This window comes from Rhizobium sp. S163, assembly GCF_030380805.1.
Classification (GTDB): Bacteria; Pseudomonadota; Alphaproteobacteria; order Rhizobiales; family Rhizobiaceae; genus Rhizobium.
In genome coordinates this window covers 742,817-759,341 of the sequence record NZ_JAUDSA010000018.1, presented here as the reverse complement: position 1 = coordinate 759,341, position 16,525 = coordinate 742,817, and the positions used below count along the sequence as shown (strand labels likewise).

The following is a 16,525-nucleotide window of genomic DNA, read 5'->3' as shown; positions in this document are numbered from 1 at the left end:
GAGATCACCCAAGGACACTGAAAGTAGGTACGATATGACACGCAAACTTCTCACCACCGTTGCCGCTGGCGCCCTGTTTGCCACGGCCTTCGCACCGGTCGCTTTCTCGCAGAGCGCGACCCAGCCGGCCTCGCCGAGCGCACCGTCCATGTCGGCACCGGCCGACCCGGCAGCGCCGAAGCCGGATGCCATGAAGCCGGCAGGTGATGCCGCTCAGGCGCCCGCACCGGCCGCCACCACCGATACCGCACAGGCGGGCGGTGGCACCTATCTGACGGAGCAGTCCGCGGACCAGGTCAGTGCCAACACCTATATCGGTCAGGCCGTCTATAACGGCACGAACGAAAGCATCGGTAACGTCAACGACCTGATCATGAAGAAGGATGGCGGCCTCGTCGCAGCCGTGATCGGTGTCGGCGGCTTCCTTGGCATCGGCGAAAAGAACGTCGCCGTGCCGATGGAAAAGATCACCGTGGCCCAGAACACGACTGATGGCAGCGTCAAGCTGACGACCTCGGAAACGGCCGAAACGCTGAAGGCAGCGCCGGAATTCAAGACGCTGCAGATGCAGTCGGCTGAAAAGGCCCCGGCTCCGGGCGCGATGGACAACACCGCAACCGGCTCCACGACAGCCAAGTAAACACTGCATCGTTGGTCGCAGTGCATGCGTAACCGATGGCGTCCGAGAGGGCGCCATCGGCTTTTGTGGTATGTGGAGATCGTTGCGGTTGAATTGCAGAGGTGGCACAATCAACAACATGGGAAATCGCGCCGCCAAAGCCACTGCAGATGACATGCGCTCGACGCTGAACACAGTGCTCGGACAGCTGGCGCGTATCGACAGCAAGCTCGATTCCAAACCCGATCAGGGTTGGATCATCAATGTGGTCTGCATCATTCTCGGTGTCGTGCTCGCCGCAATCACGGCCACGGCAGGCCTCTTTGCGCTGATCAAGTAGAATAGGCGCTTTACGCCATCGCCCGTTCGCCGGTGTCGTACTCGTTCTCGTGGAGGAACCTGAGCGTCGCGATGGCGTCGGCGGGTTTGCCGAAATAGTAGCCCTGTCCCATGCCGCAGCCGAGCATGCGCAGTTTCGCGGCTTCCGAATAATCCTCGATGCCTTCGGCCACCACTTCGAGATCGAGGCCTTCGCACATGGTCAGGATCGCCTTGATGATATGCTCGGAGGCGCGGTCGGAGTTGATGCGCGAGACGAAGGCGCGGTCGATCTTGATCTTGTCGAACATGAAATCGCGCAGGCGGCCGAGACTGGACTGGCCGGTACCGAAGTCATCCAGCGAGATGCGCACGCCGGCCTGGCGCAGGTCGGCGATGATGCGGTTTGCGGTATCGGCCGAGCCCATGACGGCGGTCTCGGTGATCTCGAGCTCGAGGCGGTGCGGATCGAAGCCGACGCGGCCGAGGATGGAGAGCACGTTGGCGCTGGTACCGGGGTCCATCAGCTGCGCGGATGAGAGGTTGAAGGACAGGAACATTTCGCGCGGCCAGGAGAGTGCGGCTTCGGCCGCCTTGCGCAACAGTGCTTCCGACAGCGCATCGATGAAGCCGCGTTCTTCGGCGAGCGGCACGAAGACACCCGGCGAGACGAAGCCGAGATCCGGGTCGTTCCAGCGGGCCAGCGCCTCGAAGCCGAGGACCTGGCTGGTGGCGAGCGAGACGATCGGCTGGAAATGCACATCGATGGCATCGGAGATGATGGCGTTTCGAAGCGCCTGCTCGAGCTGCGTAGCGCGCTTCATTTCCTGCGCGATCTCGCGCGAATAGACGGTGATCTGGCTGCGGCCGCGGCGCTTGGAGCGATAGAGCGCGGTTTCGGCGCTCTTCAAGAGTTCCTCGAACTCCTCGCCCGCGAAGGGATAGATAGCGAAGCCGAAGGAAGCGGAGAGACGGACGTTGCGGTCGCCGAGATCATAAGGCGCCGACAGGACCTCGCGGATCATCTGGCCGAACTTTTCGGCGCTGGCGCGCTCGAAGACCAGCGGCAGGACGAAGGCGAATTCATCTCCATCATGGCGCGTGACGACGGCGCCATCGGGAATGCAGGCTTTCAGGCGGTGCGCCACCTGGCAGAGAATTTCGTCGCCGGCAGCCGAGCCGAAAAGGTCGTTGATCGGCTTGAAGCTATCGAGATTGGCGATGCCGATGGTAAACGGTGCCGGATCGTCGGCGCGTTCGGCCGAGATCTGAGCGATACGGTCGCGCATGCGATAGCGGTTTCCGAGCCCGGTCAGCGGATCGGTATAGGCCATCGTCTGAAGCTCGTTCTGGCTTACCGGTGCCAATGGCATATCCGCCAACATCATCATTCTGATCCAGAGCTTCCCCAATACCCGGCAGAATGGCGGGCAAGTCTTAAAAATTCGATATTCGACAACCCTGGATCATCGTGAATTGCCTCCCAAGAATTGGGGAGTTGACCGTAATTAGCAGCTACAGAGAGGCCCGCTGCGCTTCCGGCTGCATGAATTTCTGGAAAACCGTTTCCAGAATATCCGGGCTGACGGGCTTCATGATCACGTCGTCCATGCCGGCATTGGCGCATTCGGCGCGGTCACGCTCGAAGGCCTGGGTGAGCACACCGATGATCGGGGTGCGGGGTCCATCGCCTTCCACCTGGCGGATCAGGCGGGCGGCTTCGAAACCGTTGAAGCCGGGCAGCGAGATATCCATCAGCACGATCTTCGGCCGGTATTCCGTCCACATCCGCACGGCTTCGTCGCCAGTGGCGGCGATGCGGTAGCGATAGCCCAGCCCTTCGAGAATCTGCGAGAAAACGATCTGGTTGATATCGTTGTCTTCGGCCACCAGCACATCGAGTTCGAGCTGGTCGTCCGACGTGGTGATCTCCCAGTCGCTGTCGATCCGGTCGGCCATGGCGCCGCGATTGTTGCGGTTGAAGTGGCGGGCGATCTGGAAGGTGAGCTCGGTCGAGATCTGGAAGCCGTCCATGACCAGCGAGGAGATGCCGTACTGCTCGGCAAGCTCGAGGCAGCGCATGCCCATCTGGTTATCGATGATGACGAGATCGAGCGACAGGCCCGCCGAAGAGGCGATCTCCAGAAACTGCTCCTGCTCGTCCTCATTGCGCACCGAGCAGGCCTCGAAGCCATATTTGGCAAGCGTTCTCAGCGCCGCGGTCTCGGCGGCGATATCGCCGGTGACGACAAGGATGCGGCGGCCAGAGAAATTCTCGGGCACGATGGCTTCCATGGCTGCCGGCTCGCGGCGCTCGCTGTCGTCGTTCATCGGGACGTAGGCGCGGCGGTAGGTGCTCTTGGCCGATGTCGTGACGCTCGATGCCTTCTCGAATTCCTCGAGATCACTACCCTCGCGCGGCAGGTCCTGCATGGTCGAGACGAGGAAATAGCGTCCCGGCTTGCCGATGCGGTGCTTGCGCGAGATGATTTCGCGTTCCGACCCATCGCGGGCGATCTGGCGCTGGCGCACGACCGACATCTCGCCGGTTTCGAGAACATGGCGATCGCTTTCCTCGAAGCGCGCAGCGACCTCGGGCGAGAAGAGTTCCGTGCTCCTGCGGCCCAGCACCTCGTCGGCCGTCGTCTGGTACTTCTCGCAGAAGGCAACGTTGACGGCGACGTAGACAAGGTTGCGGTCCTTGACGAAGAGCGGGAAAGGCAAGTTGTCGAGGATATCCTCGGTGAGCTGCACGCGCTCGAGATCGAGCCGCCACTGCTCCTCGCGCTTCTTAACTTCAGAAATATCGGAGATGACGCAGACGCCAAAGCCGTTGGGAAGCCGGCGCTTCTGGAAGCCGACCCAGCAATCGTTGCCGTAGCGCTCGACTGCTTCGTAGCGCTCGCGCCAGTGCGTCGCGATCTTCTGCGACAGCCAATCCTCGCGGCTGAGCGCGCCCTGCTTGCCGGCCGAACGGCTGCGGATGCCGGTCTCGTAGACGGCGCCGAGGAAATCGCGAAGCCGCGTTCCAGGCTGCAAGAGATCGGCGCAGATCGGGAAGAAATCGAGCACCTGCCGGCTGGCAAAGACGATGTGATCGGTCTTGTCATAGACGATGAAGGCGGAAGACAGGCTTTCGCAGACCGCGTCGAACAGCGCCGCCTGGAGGCCAGCCGCGGTTTTAACCGCGCCCTCCTGCGGGGCTGTGTCCGCTTGATCGCGACCGGCACTCATACTTACGCGTCCTACATCTGTCCGAATGGATTGTATTCTCGGCGGGGTACTATCGGCAAAATGCCAGTTTTGTCTTAAGGCGTGCTTAACATTAAGCAGCGGAATCCTAGGGTTTGGACAAGCCTCGAGATCGACGTTTTCACCCTTCCCTCACGCTCCCGAATCCGCGAAAATGGCGGCATGTCGATCAAGCAGCTTTCCGAAACGCTCATCAACCAAATCGCCGCCGGCGAGGTCATCGAACGACCCGCGAGTGCGGCCAAGGAATTGATCGAGAACGCGCTCGACGCGGGTGCGACGCGCATCGAGATCGCCACGTCAGGCGGCGGCAAGAGCCTGCTGCGCGTCACCGACAACGGCTCGGGCATGGACGAGCGCGATCTGGAGCTTGCGGTGCGCCGGCACTGCACCTCGAAGATCACCGATACGCTTGACGATATCAGCACGCTCGGCTTTCGCGGCGAGGCACTGCCCTCAATCGGCTCGGTGGCGCGGCTGACGATTTCGAGCCGCCGCCGCGACAGCGATGGCGGGGCGGAGATTTCGGTGGCGGGCGGCAAGCTGCAGCATCTCAGGCCCTCGGCGCTCAACCCCGGCACCATCGTCGAGGTGCGCGATCTGTTTTTCGCGACGCCAGCGCGGCTGAAGTTTCTGAAGACGGAAAAGGCCGAGGCGGCCGCGATCACCGAGATCGTCAAGCGCATGGCGATCGCCTTCCCGCAGGTGCGCTTCGTGCTTTCGGGCACCGACCGCACGACGCTGGAATTTCCGGCGACCGGCGACGACCATCTGGCGCGCATGGCGCAGATCCTCGGCAAGGATTTCCGCGACAACGCGATCGAGATCAATGCCGAGCGCGAGGAGGTGACGCTCACAGGCTTTGCCGGCGTGCCGACCTTCAATCGCGGCAACGCGGCGCATCAATATGCCTTCGTCAACGGCCGTCCGGTGCAGGACAAGCTGGTGCTGTCGGCGATCCGCGGCGCCTATGCCGAGACGATCCCTTCGGGACGCTACGCGGTGGCGGTGCTGTCGATCGGGCTCGATCCGGCGCTTGTCGACGTCAACGTGCATCCGGCCAAGTCCGACGTGCGCTTCCGCGATCCGCAGCTGGTGCGCGGGCTGATCGTCGGCGCGATCCGCGAGGCCCTGGCGCGCGACGGCAGCCGGGCGGCAACCACAGGCGCCGACGGCATGCTGCGCGCCTTCCGCCCCGGCTTCCAGCCGAGTGGCTACCGGCCGCAACAGCACGCACAAGAGCCGTGGAGCGCCGAGACCTCGCCATCGCGGCCGTTCTCCTCCGCACCTACCGGCTCGTCCGCCTATTCCCCATCCTATCAACGCCCTGGTAACGGCTTCGGCGAGCGGCCGCAGGCCTCGTTCGACGGGCTGACGATGCCGGCAGCGCGGGCCGAGGCTGCGCAGAACTCGTCCTGGGCGGCGCCAGCGCCGGCCGCCGAAGCCGAGGCGCCGTCGCGGTTTCCGCTTGGCGCGGCGCGCGCGCAGCTGCACGAGAACTATATCGTGGCGCAGACGGAAACGGGCCTTGTCATCGTCGATCAGCATGCGGCGCATGAGCGGCTGGTGTTCGAGGCGATGCGCAAGGCGCTGCATTCCAAGCGGTTGGCCTCGCAGGTGCTCCTGATCCCGGAGATCATCGACCTGCCGGAAGAGGATTGCGACCGGCTGATGCAGTTCTCATCGGAGTTCGGCGAGCTCGGACTTGGCATCGAGCGTTTCGGGCCGGGGGCGATCGCGGTGCGCGAGACGCCGGCGATGCTGGGCGAGGTCGATGCATCCGGGCTGATCAGGCAGCTGGCCGACGAGATCGCGGAATGGGACACGGCCTCGGGGCTTTCAGCCAAGCTCGAATATGTGGCGGCGACCATGGCCTGCCACGGATCGGTGCGCTCCGGACGACGGCTGCGGCCGGAGGAGATGAACGCGCTGTTGCGCCAGATGGAGGTGACGCCGGGTTCCGGGCAGTGCAATCACGGCCGGCCGACCTATATCGAGCTCAAGCTTTCCGACATCGAGCGGCTGTTCGGCCGGAGCTGAAAACGCTGGCAATGGCGGCTGTGGCGGGTTATGGCAATCCCATGACGGCCTCGTTTTGAGGATTGGCTTTAAGGATTGGAGCGCATGAACTTGTTTGAAGGAAACGGAAACCGCGAAGCGAAGATACGCTATCTCGATGCGGATTTTCAGATCCTGTCGCCGGGTTCCTACGTCGTCTGCGCCATGACGGGCAAGCAGATCCCGCTCGACGAACTGCGCTATTGGAGCGTCGCGCGCCAGGAGCCCTATGCCGACGCGGTCTCCTCCTTCGAGGCCGACAAGCGCGCCGGCGTGTTGCCGAACCAGAAGCGGTAATCGCTCGCCTGACGGCATTGGCGGGACGGCGGAAGCCGTGCCTCGGCCATGGAGAAAACAATGATCAAGATCCTCGCATTGCTGCACAGCGCCGTCGGTCGGGATTGGCAGACTCCTCCCAAGGAGATGGGGCTGAAGACCTTGTACGAAGCCGAAGCGCAGGGCTTCGTCGAGATTCGCGGCGAATTCCAGAAGCGGCAGTTCCGCCTGACGCCGATGGGTTTCCAGACCGTCGAGCGCGACCGCCGGCGACTGGAAGCGCGCAAGAGCTAAACCGGGCCGGCCGCGACCTTTCTCACATCGCAAAGGACGAGAACTGGTGCCTATCCGTTCATCCGGCCTGCTCTCCGCCGCCCTCGCCGGGATGGCCATTCTCCTAGCTGCTGCATTCAGTTCCGCGGGCTCCGCGCTTGCCGGACCCTGCGCGCCGGAAACGGTCGAGAACACCAACTACGTGATCTGCACCGTCGATCCCGCCAAGGCGGATCTGCGCCTCTTCTGGAAGGGCGACGGCGGGGCGCCCTATCGCTCCTTCCCTGCTATTGCTGACGCCGTGACCGCCAAGGGCAAGACGCTCGTCTTCGCGCTCAATGCCGGAATGTATCACGAGGATTTCTCGCCGATCGGGCTTTATGTCGAAGATGGCCAGGAGTTGCGACCGGTGGCGAGCGTCAAGGCGCCCAAGGCGAGCGGGCCGGTGCCGAACTTCTACAAGAACCCCAATGGCATATTCTTTATCGGCGACAAGGGCGCGGGCATCCTGCCGACCGCGACGTTTGAGAAGCAGCGTCCCGATGTCAGGCTTGCCACGCAGTCCGGGCCGATGCTTGTAATCTCAAATAAGATCAACCCGATTTTCATCGTCGGTTCCAGCGATCGGACGCGGCGTAGTGGGGTGGGTGTCCGCGCGGATGGGATGGTGCGTTTCGCGGTCAGCGACGATCCGGTCAATTTCCACGATTTTGCGCGGCTGTTTCGCGATCACCTGCAGTGCGCCGACGCGCTGTTTCTCGATGGCGGGGGTGGTGCGGGGTTCTATAGCGGCGAATTGGGGCGCAGCGATTTTTCCTGGCATGGTGGGTATGGGCCGGTGTTTGGGGTGGTGGAGTAGCTGTCTGGTCGCAGACGTCGAGCCAGGATTACCCCCCTCTGGCCTGCCGGCCATCTCCCCCACAAGGGGGGAGATCGACTCGCGGTTAGGTCTTCGCCAAACGTTGAGCTAGGAGCGAGCGGTTGCGCCCAGCCAATCTCCCCACCTGTGGGGGAGATGGCCGGCAGGCCAGAGGGGGGCGTCACACGGCACAACAGCGCCCCCTCGTCTCCACGGCATGACAGCGCCCTAATGAAACGCCCGAACCTCGACAGGCGCCCGGCAGGCAATGGCAGCCTTGCGGCCCCAGGCCAGCGCATCCTCCATGCCATCCGCCGCCAGCACCCAGAAACCGCCGACATGCTCGCTGGTCTTGAGATAGGGACCGTCGCTGACCGACACGTTTCCATCGGCATCGGCGCGCAACGACTTGGCGGTGCCCGCCCGATGCAGGCCGCCGACGAAGAGCCGGATACCGGCCGCGATCATCTCGTCGTTCAGCGCATCGATCGCCCGATGCATCGCCTCGTCTTCCGAGACGGCGGGGTCGTAGTCGTCGGGGTGGTGAATGGCTACCAGATAGCGGGGCATGACGTCTCCTCCGTGTTGAACCTATTGTAGAGACGAATGGGGGCGGTGGCATCCGACATGTGATATGAACGAAGGGGATGACGTGGGCATCGAGCGCGGGTTGCAACAGCCAGGCGCTGAGCGAGGATTACCCCCCCCTCTGCCCTGCCGGGCATCTCCCCCACAGGTGGGGAGATTGCTGGGCGCAGCCGCTCGCTCCTACCTCAATGTTCGGATGGAGAGCAGGCCACGAGTCGATCTCCCCCCTTGTGGGGGAGATGTCCGGCAGGACAGAGGGGGGTGCTCCACGGCAGAACGCCCGTTAACACGCTTACCCCGCCGCCATCTCCTTCAACCGCCGTTCCCTGAACGCATCGAGCGCGCGGTCGATGATCAGCCCGGGCGCCAGATGGTCCTCGAAGGTCATTTCCACCTCGATCACCCGGCACTTGGATGCCAGCGTCTCGGCCTTGCCGTGGTGGCCCGCAAGGCGCACGAAGTCCTTGGAGGTGGTGACGATCTGGAGGTCGTCGCGGGCCGCTGTTTCGAGGATGTCGTCGATTTCGTCGTCGGTCAGGTGCTCGTGATCGCCAAAGGAGCGCCGGGCGACGGTTTCGGCGCCGATGCCATCCACCGTGCGAAAGAATTTCGAGGGATCGGCGATGCCGGCGAAAGCCAGCACCCGGCGCCCCTTGAGGTCTGCACCGTCGGAGACGGTGACGGAAGCGGTGAAATAGGGCTTGGCGGCGCGCGCCGCGATGCGCACGATCTGGTCGGCGGCGGCACCCGCGCCGACCTTCAGAAGTGCCGTTGCGTAGCGCAGTTGCAGCTTGATCGGCGCGCGCACCGGGCCGCCCGGAACGATGTGGCCGTTGCCGAGGCCGCGCGTGGCGTCGATGACGAGCAGCGCGTAGTCGATGGCGAGCCGGGCGCTCTGGAAGCCGTCATCCATGATGATCAGGTCGGCACCTTCCTTGACGAGGCGCCTGGCGCCCTCGACACGGCGGCGGGAAATGACGGTGAGCGCCTCGCGGGCGAGAAGCAGCGGTTCGTCGCCGACGGCGACAGCGCGGTGGTGGCCGGCATCGACCACGGTCGTCACATCGAGCGAGCCGCCATATCCCCGGCTGAGGAAACCAGGGGTCAGGCCCTTGGCCTTGGCGGCACGGGCGATCGCGATCGCGGTCGGTGTCTTGCCGGCACCGCCGACGGTGAAATTGCCGACGCAGATGACGGGGACCGGCACGGAGGCGCGCTTGGCGTTGACCATGCGGTAGCCGGAGATACGGCCATAAAGAAAGGAGATCGGATAAAGCGTCCAGGCGCGCCAATCGGCTTTCGTCCACCAGAACGGTGGCGCTTCGGATACCATCTTTGCCGTCCTGCCTTTCGCGCCACCGGCCCGCTCAACGCGGACGTCACCCCTAACCGGGCGAAAAGAGAAGGCAATTTTCAAGAAAAAGCAAGCCTTTGGTCGATCAGGCGAACTGCAGGTCGGGCAGCAGCCCTTCGAGCTCGGTGATGTCGTTGAGGCAATGATCGCTGGCGGCGGCGAGCGATTCCCGCGATCCGGTACCGGTCAAAACCGCGACCGTCAGGCCGACATGCGCGTTGCGGCCCATGTGCAGATCGTGGTTGTTGTCGCCGACGACGGCGACTTCCGAGGGGTCGAGACCGGTGGCCGCGCAGAAGCCGAGCACCATGCCGGGCTCCGGCTTGGTGCCGTGGCCGCTGTCGTAGCCGGCGACATAATCGATGTACTCCGCAAAGCCGAAGCGCTTGGCCGTCTGGCGGATCGAGCGCTCATTGTCGCTGGAGGCGACGCCGAGCTTGAAGCCGCGCGCATGCAGGCGGGCGAAGAAAGCGGCGAGATCGGTGACCGGCACGGAGAAATCGGCGGCGTGGGAAAAGAGTTCGTCGAGCCTTACCGTCAGCTCGTCGACCGGCACCGTCGAGCCGGCGGCAACGAGGCCCTCCGAGATCTGACGGGTGTTGCCGGCGGCAAGCAGGCTGTCGGGAACGATGTGGCCGGTGACGGGGTCCATGCCGCAGGCAAGCAGCAGGCGGTCGGCAAGTGCGGCGTCGTCCCTGGCGGCGATGCGTGCCAGCTCGCGGTTCACGGGCAGCCAGCTCTCGTCATAATCGAGAAGCGTGCCGTCCTTGTCGAACAGGATACCCTTGATCGCCTGCATAGCCTTGTCCCTAGCTTTAAAGCGCCTCGCGATCTTTCAGATTCGCTCGTTGCGCTTTAGCTGTTTGTTTTACCGCATGTCGTTATCGCAAAACCGCTTCACACTTTTGCGCGACATGTTCTAGCGTTGCGCCGCCGCCTTCGGCAGCAGTCTGGCCTTCACCGTCAGCGGGTTGATGTAGGGCTCAAGACCCTTCATCGTCGCCGTCAACGCACCGCGCATTTCTTGCACGGCGGCGGCGCCGGCCTCGATCATATTGCGGCGCGCCGGGTCGTTGGTCAGCAAATAATGCACGCCCTTGGCCAGCATCTCGGTATCACGCACCATGCGGGCGCTGCCACGGCGGGCGAGGCGCTGATAGGCCTCGCGGAAATTCTGGACGTTGCTGCCCGATAGCACCGCGCAGCCGAGCATGGCCGGCTCCAGCGGGTTTTGCCCGCCCTCGCCGAAGAGCGAGCGGCCGACGAAGGCGACCTCGGTCATGCGCAGATAAAGTCCCATCTCGCCGATCGTATCGCCGAGGAAAACATCGATATCGGGCGTCAGTGCATCGTCGCGGGTGCGGCGGGCGACCTTGAGCCCCTGCTTGACCAGTTCGGCTTCGATCGCATCGGCGCGCTCGGGATGGCGCGGCACGATGATCGTCAGCTGGCCGTTACGCTCCTTCAGCGTGCGGTGGACGATGCCGGCGGCCTTCTCCTCGCCATCGAAAGTGGAGATCGCCGCCCATGTCTTGCGGTCGCCCACCTGCTGCTGGTAGCGGGCGAAGGTGGCGGGATCATAGGACGGCGCGTCGGTATCGACCTTGAGATTGCCGGACATCAGCACCTGGCGGGCGCCCAGATCGCGGAAACGCTCGGCATCGACATCCGACTGGGCGATCACGAGCGCCAGGTTCTCGAACAGCGCCTCTGCCAGCGCCTGGCGGCGGGTCCAGCGGGCGAAGGAGCGGTCGGACATGCGGGCATTGACGAGGATCTGCGGGATGCGGCGGCGGCCGAGCTCAAGGACTGTTGCCGGCCAGATCTCGGATTCAGCAATCAGCGCGCAATCGGGCTGCCAGTAATTAAGGAAGCGGCTGACGGCAGGCTTCAGGTCGAGCGGCACATATTGGTGGATGACTTCGGAGCCGACGCGCTCGGCGGCGAGCTTGGCCGAGGTCACCGTACCCGTCGTCAGGATGACGTGAACGTCGCGGCGGCGAATCTCGCGGATGAGGGGAATGACGGCATTCATCTCGCCGACGCTTGCGGCGTGGAACCAGACCAGCGGGCCGGCCGGGCGATCGGCGCTCGCGTAACCGGAGCGCTCGAGCCGGCGGGCCCGGTCTTCCTTGCCCTTGGCGGCGCGATAGGTCAGGTAGCCGCCGACGAAGGGCGTGATCAACGTCCCAACCGCCTGATAAGCGCCCAGCGCCAAACGCGCCATGCGGCCGCTCATATAACACGTCTCCGATCAACGATGATCGACATCAACCCATTCCCAAATATCATTGCGGCCGAAATGACCGATCAGTTTGTTCAGAATGCGTCAACAGCCACCCCTATGCCCGGATAAGGCAGGCGGCTGGGTAAAACAGGGCCACGAGGGCCGAAAACTTATTTGCCGGACTTGTCTTCGGGATCAAGCAAGCGGTGCATATGGACAATGAAATAGCGCATGTGGGCATTATCAACGGTCGACTGCGCCTTGGACTTCCAGGCCGTCAGTGCAGATGCGTAATCAGGGAAGATGCCGACGATATCCAGGCCAGAGAGGTCGCGGAACTGCACGTCATCGAGACTTTCCAGTTCGCCGCCAAACACGAGGTGCAACAGTTGCTTCTTTTCACCGGACTTGGTCATTTCAGTCACTTCCTTCATCTGCTCCTCCGCCGTTTCATCTGAGGGATTTTGACGGAAACGTCAACTGCTCAGCGCGCGGCGATAGGGGATAGAAATTCATTCAACAGCGGCTCGGAGCCGGCGCAAAGCTCGCCGTGTCTCACATCCGCGCGGTTATAGGTCAGCGGCGTTCCGTCGAGATTGACGAGGCGGCCGCCTGCCCTTTCCAGAATGAGATCGGCGGCGGCCAGATCCCAGTCATGGGAATTGCGCTTCACGAAGGTGCCGTCGATCGCTGCATCGGCCACCATGGCGACGCGATAGGCGAGCGAGGGCACGTGCTTGACGCGCTCGATCCTGCTGCGCAGCGGCTCTTTAAAGCCATTCAGCACATCCTCGGCGATGGCGAAGCGAACGGGCGGCTTCGGCTCCGATACGCGGATCGGCAGGCCGTTCTTCAAGGCGATGCCACCGGCGACCGCCTCATAGAGCTCATCGAGTGCCGGCGCGTGGAGCACGCCTGCCACCGGCCGGCCCTTGTGGACGACGGCAACGCTGACGCACCACAGCTTCTGGCCGGCGAGAAAGCCGCGCGTGCCATCGATCGGATCGATGATGAAGAGCGTGTCGCGCGACAGGCGATCGGCGCTATCCTCGGTCTCTTCCGACAGCCAGCCGTAATCCGGGCGGGCAGCGCGCAGCAGCGTTTCGAGGATTTCATTGGCGGCGAAATCGGCGGCGCTGACCGGCGAGCGGCCTTCGTTCTTCCACCAGACCTCCGGCGACTGGTTGAAATGGCTGAGCGCCACGGCACCCGCCCGCTTTGCAGCGTCGGCGATCAGGTCCAGATCGCTCTGCCAGCGGGCATTGTCCACGTCGCTCATCCCAAGTTCCAATCCGTCAGCGGCTAGAGCATGTCGCGCAAAAGTGTGAAGCGGTTTTGCGATGAAGACATGCGGTAAAAGAAAGACCTAAAGCGCAACGAGCGAATCTGAAAGATTGCGACGCGCTTTAGCCCGCGATCACCGTCCTGCCAGCGTCATTCCCTCGATCGCGATGGTCGGAGCAGCTACCCCGTACTTGCGGTCAATATCGTTGGCAGGCGTCACCCGCATGAACATCTCCTTGAGGTTCGATGCAATGGTCACTTCCGAAACCGCGAAGGTCAGTTCACCGTTTTCGATCCAGAAACCGGTGGCGCCACGGCTGTACTCGCCGGTGATCATGTTGACGCCCTGGCCGATCAGCTCGGTGACGTAGAAGCCGTTGCCGACGCCGCGGATCAGGTCCTCGGGCGAGATGTCGCCGGGCTCAAGCGCCAGGTTGGTCGAGGCTGGCGTCACGGCATTGCCGCCGCGCACGCCACGGCCGTTGGTTTCCATGCCGATCTCGCGGGCGGTCGACGTCGAGAGGAACCAGTGCTTCAGCACACCGTCCTCGATCATCACCATGCGCTCGCCGGAGACACCTTCGCCATCGAAGGGGCGCGAGGCCGGGCCGCGCACGATCATAGGATCGTCGGTGATCGAGAGGCCGGATTTCAGCACCTGCTCGCCCATCTTGTCGCGCAGGAAGCTGGTCTTGCGGGCAACCGATGCACCGTTGATGGCACCAGCGATGTGGCCGACGAAGCCGCGGGCGATACGCGGATCGAAGATGACGGTGACGTTCTTGCCGGTATCGACCTGGCGCGGCTTCAGGCGCTTGACGGCGCGCTCGCCGGCGCGACGGCCGATTTCCGCGGGATCATCCAGCTCGGAGAAATAGATGCGGCTGTCGAAATCGTAGTCGCGCTCCATGCCGGTTCCCTCGCCGGCGATGACGCTGACGGAGCGGCCGAAGCGCGAGCCCATGTAGCTGCCTTCAAAGCCGTGCGATGTGACGAGCACCATGCCGCCGCGACCGGCCGAAGCGCCGGCGCCCGAGGAATTGGTGACGCCATTGACCGCAAGGCCGGCGGCTTCCGTCGCAAGCGCTGCCTCGCGCAGCTGGTCGGCGGAGACCTCGGTGTTGTCGAGCAATTGCAGGTCTGGATAGGATTTGGCGAGCCGGCTCTCATCGGCGAGGCACGCGAAGGGATCTTCCGGCGAGACCTTGGCCATGGCGACCGCGCGCTCGGCGAGCACCGACATGTCGAAGCCCGGATTGGCCGAGACGCTGGCGACACGCTTGCCGACGAAGACACGCAGCGAGAAATCATCGCTCTCGGAGGATTCGGTTTCCTCCACCTTGCCGAGCCGCACGCTGACGGATTGCGAACGGGAGCGGACGACCACCGCATCGGCGGCATCGGCGCCCGCCTTCCTGGCGAGATAGATCAGCTGGCTGGCGCGAGAGAGAAGCGTCGAGGAATCAATTTCAGAGGACATGGTTTGGCCTTTCCTTCGCGTTCCATTTATTGTGCGCTACGGAAAGCATCAAGGCCGACAGTGCCGATTCTTTTTCGCGCTGCTTGCGCAACCATGATCATTGAAAGAAGCTTAGCGGATGTCCGAGCCCAACGCCCTCTTCACCGAAACGATCCTGCTGCTCGGCGGCACCGTCGTTTCGGCCCCGATCTTCAAGCGGTTGGGGCTTGGAACGGTGCTCGGCTATCTGGCTGCCGGCGTGGTGATCGGGCCGATCTTTCACGGGCTGACGGATGGAGAGCAGATCCTGAACGTCGCCGAGCTCGGCGTCGTGTTCCTGCTTTTCATCATCGGGCTGGAGCTGAAGCCAAGCCGCCTGTGGCAGATGCGGCGCGATATCTTCGGGCTGGGGACGGCGCAGGTGATCCTGACAGGGCTGGTGCTCACGGCGCTCGCCGATCTCTCCGGCCTGCTCGACTGGCGCGGCAGCATCATCGCCGGCTTCGGCCTGGCGCTGTCTTCCACCGCCTTTGCCATGCAGATCCTAGAGGACGACGGCGATGTCAGCACGCGCTATGGCCAGCGCTCCTTCTCGATGCTGTTGTTCCAGGACCTCGCCATCGTGCCGCTTCTGGCGCTGATCAATATTCTCGACACCGGCAAGGGCCACGGCACGCCGATCGTCGATTTCGGGATCGCCATCGGTGCTGTCGGCGCGATGATCGTGATGGGGCGCTACCTGCTGACGCCGCTGTTCCAGATCATCGCCAGCACCGGCGCGCGCGAGGCGATGATCGCGGCAGCACTTTTCGTCGTCATGGGATCGGCGGCGCTGATGCAGATGGCCGGGTTATCGATGGCGATGGGGGCCTTCCTGGCGGGCGTCATGCTGGCCGAATCCTCGTATCGACACGAGCTAGAGGCTGATATCGAGCCCTTCCGCGGCGTGCTTCTCGCCATTTTCTTCATCGCCGTAGGCCTGTCGCTGCAGCTCGACGTGCTCTGGGACAACGCACTCGTCATTCTCGTCACCGTGCCTGTCGTGATGGCGGCGAAGGCGCTGATTATTTACGGGCTCTGCCGTCTAACGGGCTCCGATCACAATGACGCGATCCGCATCGCTTTCCTGCTGCCGCAGGGCGGTGAATTCGGCTTCGTGCTGTTTTCGACGGCGGGCGCTTCGTCGCTAATGCCTTCGAGCACGGCATCGCTGTTGATCGCCATCGTGACGCTCTCCATGGCGCTGACGCCCATCGGCACCAAGCTTGCCAAAAGACTTGAGAGCGGCGAGACGACGGAGACGCTGGAAGAGGATTTCGAGGGTGCGGGCGCCGACGTGCTGATGATCGGCTTCTCGCGTTTCGGCCAGATCGCAGCGCAGATCCTGCTCGCCGGCGGTCGTGCGGTGACCGTCATCGACACCTCGGCCGACCGTATCCGCCAGGCCTCCTCCTTCGGCTTTCGCATCTATTTCGGCGACGGCACGCGCAAGGACGTGCTGCGGGCATCCGGCATCGACCATGCCAAGATCGTCGTCGTCTGCACGCAAAAACGCGAAGTGACCGACAAGATCGTCGAACTGGTGCAGGCCGACTACCCCGAGGCCAAACTCTTCGTGCGCTCCTACGACCGCGTCCACTCGATCGCGCTGCGCAACCTCAACGTCGACTACGAGCTGCGCGAGACGCTGGAATCAGGCTTGCTGTTCGGCCGCCGGACGCTGGAAGCCCTCGGCATCAGCGAGGCCGCCGCCTACGAGATCGGCGAAGACATCCGCCGCCGTGACGAACAGCGACTGGTGCTGCAGGTCACCGAGGGACTGCAGGCAGGCCGCGACATGCTCTACTCGCAACCGGTCAAGCCGGAGCCGCTGGTCAAGCCGAAGTGGACGATGGATTTTTCACAGGACCCGCTGGCGGGCACGGGGGATGCGGTGGCGGATGCTTAAGGTACCCTAG

16 protein-coding genes are annotated in these 16,525 nt (G+C 63.6%); 7 read left to right on the top strand and 9 right to left on the bottom strand.

All coding sequences use genetic code 11. The features are described from left to right. Nucleotides 1-34 precede the first annotated feature (34 nt). On the top strand, nucleotides 35-640 hold the full coding sequence (locus tag QTL96_RS19300) for a PRC-barrel domain-containing protein (RefSeq protein ID WP_209232795.1): 606 nt from the start codon (nucleotides 35-37) through the stop codon (nucleotides 638-640). A gap of 154 nt (nucleotides 641-794) precedes the next feature. Next, the gene (locus QTL96_RS19295; RefSeq protein WP_289728781.1) at nucleotides 795-959 is read left to right on the top strand and encodes a hypothetical protein; all 165 of its coding nucleotides are present in this window, start codon (nucleotides 795-797) and stop codon (nucleotides 957-959) included. A 10-nt stretch (nucleotides 960-969) separates the two neighbouring features. On the opposite strand, the gene QTL96_RS19290 is transcribed toward QTL96_RS19295, so the two are convergent. Beyond that, nucleotides 970-2,328, bottom strand: a complete 1,359-nt coding sequence (locus QTL96_RS19290; RefSeq protein ID WP_018898601.1) for an EAL domain-containing protein — start codon at nucleotides 2,326-2,328, stop codon at nucleotides 970-972. A 124-nt stretch (nucleotides 2,329-2,452) separates the two neighbouring features. Then, nucleotides 2,453-4,171, bottom strand: coding sequence for a response regulator (locus tag QTL96_RS19285; protein WP_289728780.1), 1,719 nt, complete (start codon nucleotides 4,169-4,171; stop codon nucleotides 2,453-2,455). 180 nt (nucleotides 4,172-4,351) lie between these two features. Between QTL96_RS19285 and mutL the strand changes: the two genes are divergently transcribed. The 4 genes from mutL (at nucleotide 4,352) to QTL96_RS19265 (ending at nucleotide 7,655) form a co-directional block, all read left to right on the top strand. Further along, nucleotides 4,352-6,229 carry a DNA mismatch repair endonuclease MutL gene (gene mutL / locus QTL96_RS19280; protein WP_289728779.1) on the top strand — a complete coding sequence of 626 codons (1,878 nt, stop codon included), beginning with the start codon at nucleotides 4,352-4,354 and terminating at the stop codon, nucleotides 6,227-6,229. An 84-nt stretch (nucleotides 6,230-6,313) separates the two neighbouring features. After that, on the top strand, nucleotides 6,314-6,544 hold the full coding sequence (locus tag QTL96_RS19275) for a DUF2093 domain-containing protein (protein ID WP_047508114.1): 231 nt from the start codon (nucleotides 6,314-6,316) through the stop codon (nucleotides 6,542-6,544). 60 nt (nucleotides 6,545-6,604) lie between these two features. After that, a complete protein-coding gene (locus QTL96_RS19270; RefSeq protein WP_018898597.1) occupies nucleotides 6,605-6,817 on the top strand; it encodes a hypothetical protein in 213 nt (70 codons plus the stop codon). Between the two features lie 91 nt (nucleotides 6,818-6,908). Next, nucleotides 6,909-7,655, top strand: a complete 747-nt coding sequence (locus QTL96_RS19265; protein ID WP_289729149.1) for a phosphodiester glycosidase family protein — start codon at nucleotides 6,909-6,911, stop codon at nucleotides 7,653-7,655. Nucleotides 7,656-7,883: 228 nt separating this feature from the next. Here QTL96_RS19265 and QTL96_RS19260 read toward each other — a convergent pair whose 3' ends face one another. The 7 genes from QTL96_RS19260 to QTL96_RS19230 form a co-directional block, all read right to left on the bottom strand. Continuing rightward, complete coding sequence (locus QTL96_RS19260) at nucleotides 7,884-8,225, bottom strand: YciI family protein (RefSeq protein ID WP_289728778.1); 342 nt, start codon at nucleotides 8,223-8,225, stop codon at nucleotides 7,884-7,886. 310 nt (nucleotides 8,226-8,535) lie between these two features. Further along, the gene (gene lpxK / locus QTL96_RS19255; RefSeq protein WP_289728777.1) at nucleotides 8,536-9,576 is read right to left on the bottom strand and encodes a tetraacyldisaccharide 4'-kinase; all 1,041 of its coding nucleotides are present in this window, start codon (nucleotides 9,574-9,576) and stop codon (nucleotides 8,536-8,538) included. A 106-nt stretch (nucleotides 9,577-9,682) separates the two neighbouring features. Then, nucleotides 9,683-10,396 (bottom strand): HAD family hydrolase, encoded by a 714-nt coding sequence (locus tag QTL96_RS19250; RefSeq protein WP_289728776.1) that lies wholly within the window; start codon nucleotides 10,394-10,396, stop codon nucleotides 9,683-9,685. Nucleotides 10,397-10,516: 120 nt separating this feature from the next. Then, complete coding sequence (waaA, locus tag QTL96_RS19245; protein ID WP_289728775.1) at nucleotides 10,517-11,836, bottom strand: lipid IV(A) 3-deoxy-D-manno-octulosonic acid transferase; 1,320 nt, start codon at nucleotides 11,834-11,836, stop codon at nucleotides 10,517-10,519. Nucleotides 11,837-11,994: 158 nt separating this feature from the next. After that, on the bottom strand, nucleotides 11,995-12,240 hold the full coding sequence (locus QTL96_RS19240) for a DUF4170 domain-containing protein (protein WP_026283020.1): 246 nt from the start codon (nucleotides 12,238-12,240) through the stop codon (nucleotides 11,995-11,997). Nucleotides 12,241-12,308: 68 nt separating this feature from the next. Next, the gene (locus QTL96_RS19235) at nucleotides 12,309-13,103 is read right to left on the bottom strand and encodes a 3'(2'),5'-bisphosphate nucleotidase CysQ (RefSeq protein WP_289728774.1); all 795 of its coding nucleotides are present in this window, start codon (nucleotides 13,101-13,103) and stop codon (nucleotides 12,309-12,311) included. Nucleotides 13,104-13,241: 138 nt separating this feature from the next. After that, the gene (locus tag QTL96_RS19230) at nucleotides 13,242-14,588 is read right to left on the bottom strand and encodes a TldD/PmbA family protein (RefSeq protein ID WP_289728773.1); all 1,347 of its coding nucleotides are present in this window, start codon (nucleotides 14,586-14,588) and stop codon (nucleotides 13,242-13,244) included. A gap of 118 nt (nucleotides 14,589-14,706) precedes the next feature. Between QTL96_RS19230 and QTL96_RS19225 the strand changes: the two genes are divergently transcribed. After that, nucleotides 14,707-16,515, top strand: a complete 1,809-nt coding sequence (locus QTL96_RS19225; RefSeq protein ID WP_289728772.1) for a monovalent cation:proton antiporter-2 (CPA2) family protein — start codon at nucleotides 14,707-14,709, stop codon at nucleotides 16,513-16,515. Nucleotides 16,516-16,525 lie beyond the last annotated feature (10 nt).